9 protein-coding genes are annotated in these 13673 nt (G+C 51.2%); 4 read left to right on the forward strand and 5 right to left on the reverse strand.

Going from position 1 to position 13673, the window contains the following annotated elements; translation table 11 throughout:
• Positions 1 to 83 precede the first annotated feature (83 nt).
• Positions 84 to 1658 (forward strand): TerC family protein, encoded by a 1575-nt coding sequence (locus SC127_RS16895; RefSeq protein WP_243077577.1) that lies wholly within the window; start codon positions 84 to 86, stop codon positions 1656 to 1658.
• Between the two features lie 12 nt (positions 1659 to 1670).
• Here the strand turns inward: SC127_RS16895 and asmA are convergent, their stop codons facing one another.
• From asmA to udk, 3 genes are all read right to left on the reverse strand, one after another.
• On the reverse strand, positions 1671 to 3494 hold the full coding sequence (gene asmA / locus SC127_RS16900) for an outer membrane assembly protein AsmA (RefSeq protein ID WP_332627182.1): 1824 nt from the start codon (positions 3492 to 3494) through the stop codon (positions 1671 to 1673).
• Positions 3495 to 3510: 16 nt separating this feature from the next.
• Positions 3511 to 4092, reverse strand: a complete 582-nt coding sequence (gene dcd, locus SC127_RS16905) for a dCTP deaminase (protein WP_243077575.1) — start codon at positions 4090 to 4092, stop codon at positions 3511 to 3513.
• Positions 4093 to 4169: 77 nt separating this feature from the next.
• On the reverse strand, positions 4170 to 4811 hold the full coding sequence (gene udk / locus SC127_RS16910; RefSeq protein WP_243077574.1) for a uridine kinase: 642 nt from the start codon (positions 4809 to 4811) through the stop codon (positions 4170 to 4172).
• A 284-nt stretch (positions 4812 to 5095) separates the two neighbouring features.
• Between udk and SC127_RS16915 the strand changes: the two genes are divergently transcribed.
• The 3 genes from SC127_RS16915 to yegD all read left to right on the forward strand — a co-directional run bounded on the left by SC127_RS16915 (position 5096) and on the right by yegD (position 10638).
• Positions 5096 to 5710, forward strand: coding sequence for a phosphatase PAP2 family protein (locus SC127_RS16915; protein WP_215846246.1), 615 nt, complete (start codon positions 5096 to 5098; stop codon positions 5708 to 5710).
• A 165-nt stretch (positions 5711 to 5875) separates the two neighbouring features.
• A complete protein-coding gene (locus tag SC127_RS16920; protein WP_332627183.1) occupies positions 5876 to 9214 on the forward strand; it encodes a diguanylate cyclase in 3339 nt (1112 codons plus the stop codon).
• A 71-nt stretch (positions 9215 to 9285) separates the two neighbouring features.
• Positions 9286 to 10638, forward strand: a complete 1353-nt coding sequence (yegD, locus tag SC127_RS16925; RefSeq protein ID WP_332627184.1) for a molecular chaperone — start codon at positions 9286 to 9288, stop codon at positions 10636 to 10638.
• Positions 10639 to 10835: 197 nt separating this feature from the next.
• Here yegD and SC127_RS16930 read toward each other — a convergent pair whose 3' ends face one another.
• Positions 10836 to 12179 carry a carbohydrate porin gene (locus tag SC127_RS16930; RefSeq protein ID WP_215846242.1) on the reverse strand — a complete coding sequence of 448 codons (1344 nt, stop codon included), beginning with the start codon at positions 12177 to 12179 and terminating at the stop codon, positions 10836 to 10838.
• Between the two features lie 238 nt (positions 12180 to 12417).
• Complete coding sequence (locus SC127_RS16935; RefSeq protein ID WP_332627185.1) at positions 12418 to 13380, reverse strand: aldo/keto reductase; 963 nt, start codon at positions 13378 to 13380, stop codon at positions 12418 to 12420.
• Between the last annotated feature and the right edge of the window lie 293 nt (positions 13381 to 13673).

Raw genomic sequence — 13673 nt, forward strand, 5'->3', positions numbered from 1 at the left:
TAAGCCAGGCGCTATTTGTAGCTTGCTTTAAGCTCCACTATCATCAGATAAAACTCATTTTTATACATTCAGGTGAATAAGGCATGTTGGAGGGAATAACCGATCCTTCGCTTTGGGCAGGATTAGTCACGCTTATCGTTCTTGAGTTAGTGCTGGGGATTGATAACTTAGTTTTTATTGCGATTCTGGTTGAGAAGCTGCCAGGAAAGCTCCGTGATCGCGCTCGCGTGATTGGTTTGTTACTTGCGCTGGTGTGTCGGTTACTCTTGCTCGCCTCGCTCTCTTGGCTGGTTACGCTGACTCAGCCGCTGGTCACCCTCTGGAACCACGCTTTTAGCGCACGTGACCTTATGTTGCTGTTTGGTGGCGTTTTTCTGTTATTTAAGGCCACAACAGAGCTGAATGAGCGCCTTGAAGGCAGCGATAACGATGATGGTCAACAAAAAGGCGGTGCTAAATTCTGGCCAGTTGTGGCTCAAATTGTGGTTCTGGATGCCATCTTCTCGCTGGATGCTGTAATAACCGCCGTCGGCATGGTTAACGATTTGCCTGTCATGATGACCGCAGTCACTATTGCAATTCTGCTAATGCTTCTTGCCAGCAAGCCTCTCACCCGCTTCGTCAACAGCCATCCAACAATTGTCATTCTCTGTCTGAGCTTCTTACTGATGATTGGGTTCAGTCTGGTTGCTGAAGGTTTCGGCTTTGCGATCCCCAAAGGTTATCTGTACGCCGCTATAGGTTTCTCAGTATTGATTGAAGCCCTCAATCAATTAGCGCAATTTAACCGTCGTCGCGTTTTGTCTGCCGGTCGTCCTTTAAGGCAGCGTACCGCTGAAGCCGTACTGCATTTATTACGGGGTGAATCTGAACGCGCCGATCTGGATGCTAAAACGTCATCGTTGATCGCTGACAGCGAATCTCATGTGCTGTTTAACCGTCAGGAACGCGTCATGATTGCGCGCGTGATGGGCTTAGGTCAGCGACATGTAAACAGCATCATGACCTCACGTCATGATGTGGAACATATCGATCTGAATGACGACCCGGCTGAGATTATGGCGCGACTCGACCGTAACCAACATACTCGCCTGTTAATCACGGATAACGCCAACGAGCCGCTGGGCGTTGTACATGTTATTGACCTGCTTCATCAATCGCTGCATCAGAATTCTTTAGATTTACGCGCCCTGATACGCCAGCCGTTAATCTTCCCAGAGCGCTTAACATTGCTGCTGGCGCTTGAACAATTTCGCCAGGCGCATACGCACTTCGCTTTTGTTGTGGATGAATTTGGTTCTGTTGAAGGCGTGGTGACATTGAGTGATGTGATGGAAACCATCGCGGGTAATTTACCCAATGAAGCGGGGGAAATTGATGCGCGTTATGACATTCAGCAAAATGGCGAAGGCATCTGGATTGCTAACGGACACATGCCACTGGAAGATCTCGCGATGTATGTAAAATTGCCGCTGGATGATAAGCGCAGCTACCACACGCTGGCGGGTTTATTAATGGATAGCCTGCAACATATTCCCCAAGAGGGTGAAGAGCTACAGGTGGGCAATTACCTGTTGCGTACCTTGCAGGTGGAAAACCATCGCGTACAAAAGGTTGAGATCGTTGAACAGAAAACAGAGGCGGATTACGAAGTGTAATAAGCGCGCCCATTAAGGGCGCAATAAACTTTTAATATTCCGCTTGTCGTCATTATCTTGCTGCTGATCAATCCACTCATTCAACCGCGACTTCGCTTCATTTTGTAGCCGATTTCGAATGACATCATCAACAGGCAATGAATATTGCACATTGTCCCAGTGACCAAACATGCGCAGTGGAATAGTCTGCTCTGAGAGCGCAGTGACCAGTTTATCATCACCCGTCCAGCCGCTGAGTTTCAAGCCGAGCGTAATATCCAGCAGTTGCTGCTGAAGATTCACCTGCCCTTTGCCTTGCAGCGCAAGATGCGGGCCGCTGCCCGTTAGCTCACTAAAGTCTAATTCACCGCGATTAAGTATAACCTGACCCGCAATCTGTTTAATGCCCTGCCCATCCTTGTCTTCACTGCTTACACGATTACTGATACGTGCCACAGCGCGGCGTACCATTTGTTGCAGATTGATTTGTGCCAGGGTGAGATCGTTGGCGCTGATTGCCGCCCTGCCCTGCCAGTTTCTTTTCGCGGCCTCAACGGTCAGATCTTCACCCGAAAGTTGTCCGGACAAGCTCACCGTCCCTTGCAGCGATTCGGGTAATTCCAGCGCTTTAAGCAGTGGCTGAATGGCAACCTGCTGTAACTCTGGCTGCAGACTGACACGCGTTTCAGGCTGACGAATATCAACGGTTCCCGGCAGAGAGAAACTGCCCGAACCAAGCGCCCCTTTCAAGGTACTCACCGTCATCAGACCTTGCTGATTACTGGCATCAAGCTGTAAATCACTGAGCGCCAGACCACGCCAAACCGCACTCTTAGCCTGAAGCTTCAGTGCCAGATCTAGGGTGTTAAGCGGTGAATCGGCATTGTTTCTTTCTCGCGGCTCGGCAATCACAGGCGCGCGTGCAACCGTGGCGTGCTGAGCACCTTCAGCCTCATTCACGGGGGCATTCGCCATCAAATTATCTAAATTCAGAGAGGTAGCCTGAAGATTAAGCGCTAAACGCTGTGACAGCGCCAGGCTTCCTTCGGCATTGCCGGTGAGTGCGCTGTCATTAGCTGTCAGCTGTAAATTAGCGACTGAAAATTGTTGGTTATCACCATTCCAGCTGCCTTCAAAGCTCAGCGAACCCTTTATTCCCTGTGGCGGGATATTGGCACCGGCAAGCGCGTAATCGAGCTGATCAACTTTTCCGTTCAGGCGATGTGGATATTGCGACGCATCCAGCTCACCTTTTAGGTTCACCGTTGCGCTGCGCTGATTACGCGTCACGCTGGTATTCAACGCAATCGTGGCCTGTTTATTGTCGTCTTGATCAAGGTTGAGATTAAAATTACGGAAGTTAAATTCGTCGCCGCCCGCTTGCTGCCAAATGAGCAGGCTATCGGCGATTTGCAATTGACCGATATTAAATGACCAACCGTTAGATGAAGTGGAAGTCTGCGCATTCCGCGGCCCTTGCGGCGCGTTTTGCGGCGCTTTTGCAGCGCTATCGGGCGTTACGCGTACCACGGCGTTTTTGAGCATCACCTGACTCACGCTCAGTTGATGCGACAGCAGAGGCCAGAGCTCCACGTCGAGCCGCATGTTTTCTGCTGAAACCACCGGCTGCGCCGCGCCAGGCGCGGTTAAACTCATGCGGCCGGCCAGAATGCTCATCTTCGGCCAGACGTGCCAACGCAAATCGCCTTGCAGTTCAAGGTGATAACCACTGCGTTGCTCAACCTGTTGCACCATATAGGCACGGAAGTCGTTGGGATTCACCAGTAATACTAATGCGGTCATTCCCGCTACGACCACCACTAACAAGATGGCCAGCGTGGTTATCACTCTTCTCATGACATCCTCAGTGAAATCAATCTTTGTCGATACGGCTGGCGTCAGCACCCTGCTGGCCACGGTATTTAGCATCTTCGCGGCGGTTATAAGGTCGCGCAGCGGGGCCGGAGAGCGGCTCGAAACTCAGTGCGCCAATCAGCATGCCGGGACGTAGCGCCAGCGGCAATTTACCGGAGTTATAAAACTCAAGCACGATGCGACCTTGCCAGCCAGGATCGATACGGTGTGCGGTCACGTGCACCATTAATCCGAGACGCGCCAGCGAGGAGCGGCCATCCAGCCAACCGACTAAATCGTCTGGAATAGTGACTGATTCCAGCGTGACCGCCAGCGCCAGTTCGCCGGGATGCAAGAAAAAGGCTTCCCCTTCCGGCAGCACAATTTCGTCGCTCATGACGCGATCCAGCGCCGCGCTAACTTCCTGCTTTGGCCCACTCAGGTCAATAAATGCCGCCGTGTGACCGCTAAAAGTACGGAACTGGTTGCCCAAACGCACGTCGACCGTGGCGCCATTAATACGCTCGACCGGTGGGCGCGGCGTAATCGCCAGCTTACCGTTATCAAGCCAGGCTTCGATGTCGCGGTCGCATAATCTCATTGACGTAACTCCATGACGTAAGTGTAGCGAACGGTTACTACAGCGCACCGTTCGCGTCACGTCCAGTTGGACGTGGGTTATTCGAAAAACTGATTGATTTTGGCTTTAAGGATATCAATCGCAATACGGTTTTTCCCGCCGCGCGGCACGATAATGTCGGCATACTGTTTGGACGGCTCAATGAATTGCAAAAACATTGGGCGCACCGTTTTCTGGTATTGGCTCATTACTGAATCCATCGATCGACCTCGTTCATTGACGTCACGTTTCATGCGGCGCATCAAACAGATATCGAGAGGTGTGTCGACAAAAATTGAGAAGTTAAGTTCCTGACGCAGACGCGAATCGGTCAGCAGCAAAATACCTTCCAGGATAATGACTTTTTTGGGTTTGAGATGAATAGATTCCTGGGTACGCGTGTGCTCAACGTAGCTGTAAACCGGCAGATGAATATCTTCTCCGGCTTTAACTGCACGCAAATGCTGCAGCAACAAATCATGGTCCATCGCACTCGGATGGTCATAATTTGTTTTAACCCTCTCTTCCATGGTGAGGTGACTTTGATCTTTGTAATAAGCATCTTCAGGAATGACCCCGATGTGCTCGTCACCAACCTGATCACGGATTTCACGATAGAGCGTGCTGGCAATTAAACTTTTACCGGATGCGGAAGCACCGGCAATGCCAACAATCACGCACTGATGAGACTTGTCAGTCATACTTTTAAAGACCTGATAACTGGAGCCAATGACTGTACACGGAATGCGCGCCCAGCCAGCGGGCCTAAATGGAGAGGGTGAGTTCGCGCTAAGTATAGGGATTTCGGCGTTTTGATGCCAGAGAAATGGCGCCAGAAGCTTTTCAGAATTTCCCCTTTGGAAGCTAATCATTTCATCGATAAACTAGCTACCCTCTCGATTTGAATTTAGCGGCGTTGGCGAAACGCTTTTTTCGCCGAATGATTGCGGAAATCATCGTGCCTGACTAATTCACAAGGAGTCGTATGCTCTGGAAGACCTTGACCTATTTTGGCGACAGTATGTTGCTGATCCCGACGGCGGTGATCATCGCACTGATTCTGCCCTGGAAAAGTGACAATCGCCGCACGGTGCTCTATTGGATCGTGGCGTTTGGTTTGGCTGGCTTGTTTGTTAGCCTGTCAAAAATTCTGTTTCTCGGCTTTGGTATTGGCAGTGCTCATTATAATTTCACCGGTTTCAGTGGTCATAGCGCCATGTCCGCCACCTTATGGCCCGTGATGTTGTGGCTGATTTCTGGCCGCTGGTCGAGTTTATGGCGTGGGTTTGCTCTCGGCGTGGGCTACCTGATTCCGCTGATGGTGGGATTCTCGCGGCTGGTTATCCATGCACACTCAAAAAGCGAAGTCGTTACTGGTTTACTGCTGGGCTTTACCTTAAGCACGGCTTTCCTGATTTCTCAGCGCCGCACTGCCTTGAAAGGCTTTAGCTGGCCGCAGGTCAGCGTTGTGTTATTAGTCCCCCTGTTGCTGCTGGGACAGGGTCGCGTCGCCACAACGCAGCAGTTCCTTGAACGCTTTTCTGCGAATCTGGCAGGCTTAGAAAAACCGTTTTCCCGCGCCGATCTTTTCCGCCAATAATCAATGTGATGGCCTTTTTTTGATAAAAGGCCAGTCAATCCGCCGAATAACGCACAAAAGTGATTTCGCGACAGTATTCTTTGCTGAATGTGCTAGCATGCCCGAAAGAGAATAACAGGTGCATATTTCGCCACTGCGAAGCGGTGCACGCAGCTGGGTTTATGCATGACCATTGATATTTTGTCCTCGCAAAACAAAACACCAAACAGCGTCTTAAACGGATTGATGCTGGGCATCACCGCTTTTTTTCTCACGCTATTTTGCCTTGAGCTGATCATGGTGAGCGGCAAAATCTCCCCGCTGTGGTTCTCTACCGCATTAATGACGGTGGTGGTTTTTCGCTGTCCATCGCGTCAGGTTCCTTTATTATTGCTGTGTTGTGTCATTGGCACAGCTTTCGCTAACGCCTTGATTATTGGCCCCGCGTTTTCCAATTTGAAATTTGCTTTACTCAACTCAGTGCAAGCAGTGCTGGGTGGGATATTACTGCGTCTGCTGCTTGATCGCCGGGCACCGCTTAACACCTTGATTGACTGGGCACGGTTTATTTTTTCCGTTGGCATTGTTACACCGCTCATTGGCGGCGTATTAGCCATGTGGATGTTGCAGGTCAGTGGTAAGGCCTCGGTTCCCTTCTTTTATACTTGGGTCATTTCTGAAGTTATTGGCATGTTGGCACTTGGGCCAGTATTACTGCTATTTCCCTGGCCCCTAAAGCGACGTAACTTTCAAGAACACCACTCAGTTGAATTGCTGATCACCTTGCTGGTGACGCTTACCGCCAGCTATCTGGCACTGCGTTTTCTGCCGTGGCCGTTCACCTTTATTGTGGTGATCCTGTTCTGGTGTGCGGTACGTTTATCGAAACTTGAAGCCTTCGTGCTGTTTTTCCTCAACGCCTGTTTTATCTCAATGCTGCTGGCATTTGACCTCGTTACAGTGGGCCGCGGTAGCAGCCAGTTCGATCAAATCAGCAGCTGGCTGCCGTTCTTGCTGGTGTTGATTCCTGGCCATGTCATGTCGCTGGTGATGGATGCGTTTCGTCGTGAAAAGAACCATATCAGTGAAAGCGAAACCCGTTTCCGTCATGCCATGGAATATTCCGCTATCGGCATGGCGTTGGTCTCACCGCAGGGTGTCTGGTTGCAGGTGAACCATTCGCTGTGCCAGACGTTGGGCTTTCCTGAAGATGAACTAAAGCGCCTGACGTTCCAGCAAATGACGCATCCCGACGATCTCAGTAACGATCTCATCCAGGTCGACAAACTGTTAAAAGGTGAGATCTATTCCTACACCCTGGAAAAACGCTATTTCCGCAAGGACAATGAAATTGTGTGGGCGCGCCTGACGGTTTCGCTGGTGCGTGATGCCGCCTATCAGCCGCTCTACTTCATTGCACAGATCATTGATATTTCTGAGCTCAAGCAGAGTGAACAAGTTAATCGTCGCCTGATGGAACGTATCACGTTGGCCAATGAAGCCGGCGGCATCGGCGTTTGGGAATGGAACTTACTGACCGGTGAAATGTTGTGGGACAAGCGGATGTATGCGCTGTTTGGCCTCGCACCTCACGAATCGCCGAGCTACGATTTATGGCTGCACTTGATGAACCCGGCCGATCGTGAACATGCTGCGCTAACTATTCAACAGGCCATTGAGAAACGCAGTGCATTCCAAATGGAATATCGCATCACTTTGCCTGACGGCGAACGCTGGCTGCGTACGCAAGCCAATCGCATCCTGAGCCAGGAAGGCCGCATTGAACGTATGCTGGGCATTTGTCAGGACATCACTTCGCTGCGCAATCTTAACGAAGCGCTGTTCCAGGAAAAGGAGCGTATGGCGATCACGCTGGATTCCATCGGCGAAGCGGTCATCAGCACCGATGAAGAGATGCGCGTTACCTTTATGAACCCGATTGCTGAGCAGATTAGCGGTTGGTCGCAAGAGGATGCCGCAGGCAAACCGCTGAGTGAACTGTTGCACATCACGCAGGGACGCCACGGTCCACAAATTGAAAATCTGCTGCTGTGCCATTTGCCAACTGAAAAAACCACACCCGATTTAGTGGAAGATTTGGTATTGCATACGCCAGCAGGTGAAAAAATGGATATCCATTACAGCATCACGCCGCTTAAATCTGAGGCAGGCGCAGAAATGGGCGCCGTGATGGTTATTCAGGATGTCAGTGAATCGCGCAAAGTCATGAAGCGTCTGAGTTACAGCGCCTTACACGACACCTTGACGCGTTTGCCCAATCGCGCCAGTTTCGAGCACCAGCTCAAACTCTTACTGATGGATGCGGCTGAGCATCAGCACCAGCATGTTCTGGTCTTTATCGATCTCGATAAGTTCAAAGCGGTCAATGACACCGCCGGACACGCCGCCGGCGATGCCCTGTTGCGTGAGCTTTCAGAGTTAATGCAGCATCGTCTGCGCAGCAGTGATTTCCTTGCACGCCTTGGCGGCGATGAGTTTGCTCTGTTAATGCCAGAATGCCAGGTCGATCAGGCACGCGAAGTGGTGCAGCGTATCGTCAGCGCGGTGAATGATTACCGCTTTCAGTGGCTTGGGCGAGTTTATCAGGTCGGTGCCAGCGCCGGGTTAACACAAATTTCCGCTGAAAACTGCCACAGCAGCGAAGTGTTATCGCAAGCGGATATTGCCTGTTACAACGCCAAGCGCAGCGGCCGTGGGCGCTATGTTGTCTATGAACAACATCAGTTGCCGTTAGCGGGCAGCAATCAGCGACTCGATGCCACAACGCTCAACGACTTGCAGGTTGAGCTCTCTGCCTGGGCAATTGCCCCGCCGCAAACGCCTAAACTCACCTCATTCTGGCTACTGGACGTTCAGCTGTTCACTGCTGACGGCACGCTTATCGACGAATCGCTGTTACGCAATAATTTGCCGGATGAAGCGCTGCAGCGTCTGCTCGATAACAATATTGTTGAAGCCTTTTTCCGCCACGATATTAACGCACTGAATGACAACAACATCTCCGTGATTTTGCCGCTGAATACCAACGCGCTGCATGATGTTGAGTTCGTACAACGTCTCTGCAAACGTTTTAACGAAGCGGGTTTGTCATCCAGCCGTAGCGGTTTCGCGCTTAACGCGGCAAACGTAATAAACGGCAGCGATCGCCTTCAGGCTTCCCTACTCCAGTTACAGCAAAGCGGCTGTTGCATCATGCTTGAGCATTTTGGACGTAACCTTGACGCCTTCAATCAACTCACTGGCGACATGATCGATTGTTTGCTGCTGGCGCCTGAACTGGTGGCTAACGTGCATACCAATTTGATGGACGAAATGCTGGTGTCGATTATTCAAAGCCAGGCCGAACAACGAAATATTGCGCTTTTGGCCGGTCCAGTTACCGTGCCTGCGGTATTAAATACCTTGGCCAGCCTGGATGTTCATGGCGTCTGGGGCAGCGCCATCGCCGAGCGTCAGCCATTGAGCAGCCTGGCGGCCAGCGTGGTTTTATCCCAGGACGATTGATCAGACAGTGTCTTGCCAGCTTCTTAAAGCTGCGCTAAAGTCGCCCCCTTTTTTCCGGCATGGGGGCGAAAATGTTCATAGGATTTGATTACGGCACGGCTAACTGTTCTATTGCGGTAAGCGAAAACGGCGCGCCGCGTCTGTTGACGCTGGAAAATGGTCAGCGCCTGCTGCCTTCAATGATCTGTGCACCAACGCGCGAATCCATTAGCGAATGGTTGTATCGCCATCATCAAGTCGCTACCCCTGACAGTGAAACCACCGCGTTATTGCAGCGTGCGCTGCGTTATAACCGCGAAGAGGACATCGATGTCCTGCCCGGCAGCGTGCAGTTTGGTCTTACCGCGCTGCAACACTATATGGTTGATCCTGAAGATGTGTGGTTCGTTAAATCGCCTAAATCATTTCTGGGTGCCAGCGGCCTGAAGCCACAGCAGATCGCGCTGTTTGAAGATCTGGTTTGCGCCATGATGCTGCATATTCGCCAGCAAGGTGAGAGCCAACTCGATCAGTCGATCGATCAAGCCGTCATTGGCCGTCCAATTAACTTTCAGGGCTTGGGCAGTGAAGACGCGAACCAACAGGCAGAAGGTATCTTGCTGCGTGCAGCGAAGCGCGCCGGTTTCCGTGATGTGGAATTTCAGTTCGAACCGGTAGCGGCAGGACTTGATTTTGAAGCAACGCTGGAAAAAGAGACACGCGTGCTGGTCGTTGATATCGGTGGTGGTACGACAGACTGCTCAATGCTGCTGATGGGGCCACAATGGCGTAATCAATCCGATCGCCGTGAAAGCTTGCTTGGTCACAGCGGTTGCCGCGTTGGCGGTAACGATCTCGATATTACTCTCGCGTTTAAAACCCTGATGCCGTTGCTCGGGCTCGGCGGTAATACTCAAAAAGGCACCGCCCTGCCCGCTTTGCCTTGGTGGAATGCAGTTGCGATCAATGACGTTCCCGCTCAGAGTGAGTTTTACTCGGCAGCCTGCGGTAAGTTGCTGCGCGATCTCGTCCGTGATGCCGAAAATGGCGATGTTGTCGCACGCCTGCTGAAAGTGTGGCAACAGAAACTCAGTTATCGTCTGGTGCGTGCCGCAGAAGAGAGCAAAATTGCGCTGTCAGATCGCATCGAAACTGACGCAGCGCTCGACTTTATTGCACCTTCTTTGCAGGCGGCAATCAGCGTAGAGATGCTGCGCGAGGCAATCAACCAGCCGCTAGAGAAAATCCTTGAGCAGGTTCATCTGGCGCTTGCTACCAGCAGCATTAAACCCGATGTTATCTATCTCACCGGCGGTAGCGCCCGTTCTCCTCTGCTGCGCGCCGCGTTGCAGCAAGCTTTACCGGATACGCCAATCGCTGGCGGCGATGATTTCGCCTCGGTTACAGCAGGATTAGCGAGATGGGCTGAAGTGATGTTTGCTTAGCATTTGCATACTCTACATAGCGAAGCGGCCCATTCAAGGGCCGCTTTTTTTTACTTTGGCTTGAGAGAGAAGCCAAAGTTAGCGCATCTGCTTGCGAAGCGAGCTCACCTCCCTGTGGAACCGCCCCGCTAACTTAACTGAAGCGCTCTGTTGCTCTCTTTATGCGTGACAGCACTGCTCGCCTTTATGCTATCCAATCAGAACGCGATATTCGCGCTAATCCCACCAATAAACGCATCCTTCACTTCGCTCACTGCACCCGGCGCGGTGACATATTGCAGGTTAGGACGCAGCGACATCCAGTTAGTGACTTTCGCGTTGTAATAGACTTCATAGTTGTATTCAGAACCCTCCTGAACCGGCAGATAGGTTGGGCTATCAAAATCGGTTTCGCCGTTAGCGCCATTCTGCTGACGCAGCGAGCGGGTGTAATCGCTGTTCACATGAATGCGTGCGGCACCGATACCAATCTCATCCTTAGGACGCGCATCAAACGGCCCCTTCCAGGTAAACGCGATAGATTGATAGTTGTCGGTTTTTGATGTTTTGTGGTCGTTCATTACCGCCTGAACGCGTACACCTATACCGCGATTAACGTCGCCATCCTGCGCCGTCAACTGTTGTTGCAACAACAGATAGCCGCCATAGGCGTGGTCTTTATCCTGATACGCGCCGTTGCGCCAGCTGCCATACACATCACCGTTGGCTGATGAGTAATAACCGCCAAGACGATAGTTACCTGGCAATTTTTGCGGGCCAAAGGTTGGCGTCCAGCCTAATTCTGCCGGCACCATATTGCCTTCAGAATTGCTGGTATCAAGGCGGAAACCATCACCGCGATCGTAGTTCGCTGCGTTCTGGTTATAGAAACCGACCTGGAAGAAGACCTCTGGCGTAATATTCAGCTTGATGCGGCCGCCCCATTGCGAAACCGGCCAGTTGAACCAGCGATCGCCACGCCAGTTCCCTGCCTGACCGCTGCCGAGCGCCAGGTTCTGGAACAGATTGCCATCAAAGTTATCGAAATCTTCGCCCACAGTGACGCGACCCGCTTTGATATCCACCACATTATCGAACAAGCCTTTGCGCAGCCAGAATTGCGTCAGACGCCAGGTTTGGCCACGTCCATAGACCTCCTGCACGGAGGACAACATACCGGTGCGCTTGTCAGCAACCTGCTCTGACAGGTTTTGTCCGTCACGATTAGTGACTGTCATCTGGAATTCCGCATCCTGCCAGTTAAGCAGTTTTTCCAGGTCGAAATTGGTGCCAAACGACCATTGGTCGCTGTAGCGCATGGTGGTGTTGGTGTCAGCGCCGCCCGCTAAGTTTGCCGCGCTTTCCATGGTGTAATTAACATCGAATTTAATGCCATCGTTTTGCAGCTGCGTTCGGTAACCGCCCCAATCACCAAACATCCACTCTGAGTCAGAACTCAGCGCGTCGGCTGCCATCGCCGATCCGCTTAACATCGCGAACATTAAGGTGCCGGTCGCGACGCGACGCAGCGGAAAGCGTTGCACTGCTTTTTTACTTTTCATGAGAATTATTCTTATGTGAGTTACTGGGAAGGACTCACGGAGGATAGTGCTAAGAAAAGTTCAATAATTATAAAAAAGTGCGCACGATTCAGCAAAATAGCAGTGCGTTAGCACATTTGTGAATGAGATCGCTTATTGGTCATTCTATGCAGACATTTCGCATTTTTTATCACACGCGATGTTGATAAAAAGAATCGGGATGATGATGAATAAAAAGGGGCGCATCCGCCCCTGTTGCTCATTTTTGGCTGGCTGCTGCCAGTTGTTCAATTTCTGACTGCGTTAACTTCAGTTGCGTGGCACCCACCAAGTCATCCAGTTGCTTAAGCGATGTTGCACTCACAATCGGTGCTGTTATGCTCGGACGGGCAATTTGCCAGGCAAGCGCAACCTGAGTGGGCGAAACGTGATGCGCGCTGCTGATCTCATCCAGCGCCGCAAGAATTTTTAATCCACGAGGATTAAGGTATTTTTCTATCACGCTTTGTCCGCGCGCGCTTTTAGAGGCATCTGCGGCAATACGATATTTACCGCTCAGAAAGCCGCTGGCGAGTGAGTAATAGTTGATGACGCCTAAACCGTGCTCCGTCACTACTTTTTCCAGCTCTGCTTCATAACCTGCACGATCGTAAAGGTTGTACTCGGGTTGCAACGTTTCATAGCGGGCTAACCCTTCGCGTTCACTGATCTGTAATGCTTCCTGCAATCGCGCTGCACCATAGTTTGAAGCGCCAATGGCGCGTACTTTTCCTTCTTTGATCAATGAATCAAAGGCGGTCAGCGTCTCCGCTAACGGTGTCTCTTCATCATCCCGATGCGCCTGGTAAAGATCGATGTAATCGGTTTGCAGGCGACGTAACGACTCTTCCACGGCCTGGCGAATGTATTGCGGTTTCAGCCCTTTTTTATCAGGTGAAAGCTCCATGCCCACTTTGGTCGCCAGCACAATGCTGTCACGCTTGCCGCTTTTCTTCAGCCAGTTGCCAATAATCGTTTCCGATTCACCGCCTTTGTTACCAGGCACCCAACGTGAATAAACGTCGGCAGTATCAATAAACCCTAATCCTTTCTCCACCAGCGCATCCAACAACGAAAATGAGGTGTTCTGGTCAACGGTCCAGCCAAAGACATTGCCACCAAACGTTAATAACGGAACATTGATGCCGCTATTACCTAACTGCCGGGTTTCAACGTGACTCATGAGTTTCTCCTGTAAGCGAATCGAGACGGTATGCAATCAGCCTGTACTCTGGTTAATTCAAGTTGCAGGAAGGCGGCAAACGTGTGAATCCTCGCGAACTGACTTAAGTCAGTGTCCGGGGCAACGCGTGCCGTTAACGTTCATGCAGCTTGAAGTCTGAAGGGTATCGCAAAGAGAAATGAATCGTTAATGCCAATTCCAGATGGAATAGTGTCAGAAAATGAATACTTACCCTGACCTGACAGTTATCCTTATTTCCTTCAACTTCTGCCTGGCAGAGGCGATTACAATGA

Origin of the sequence: Pantoea sp. T14 (assembly GCF_036663535.1) — a bacterium.
Classification (GTDB): Bacteria; Pseudomonadota; Gammaproteobacteria; order Enterobacterales; family Enterobacteriaceae; genus Pantoea; species Pantoea phytostimulans.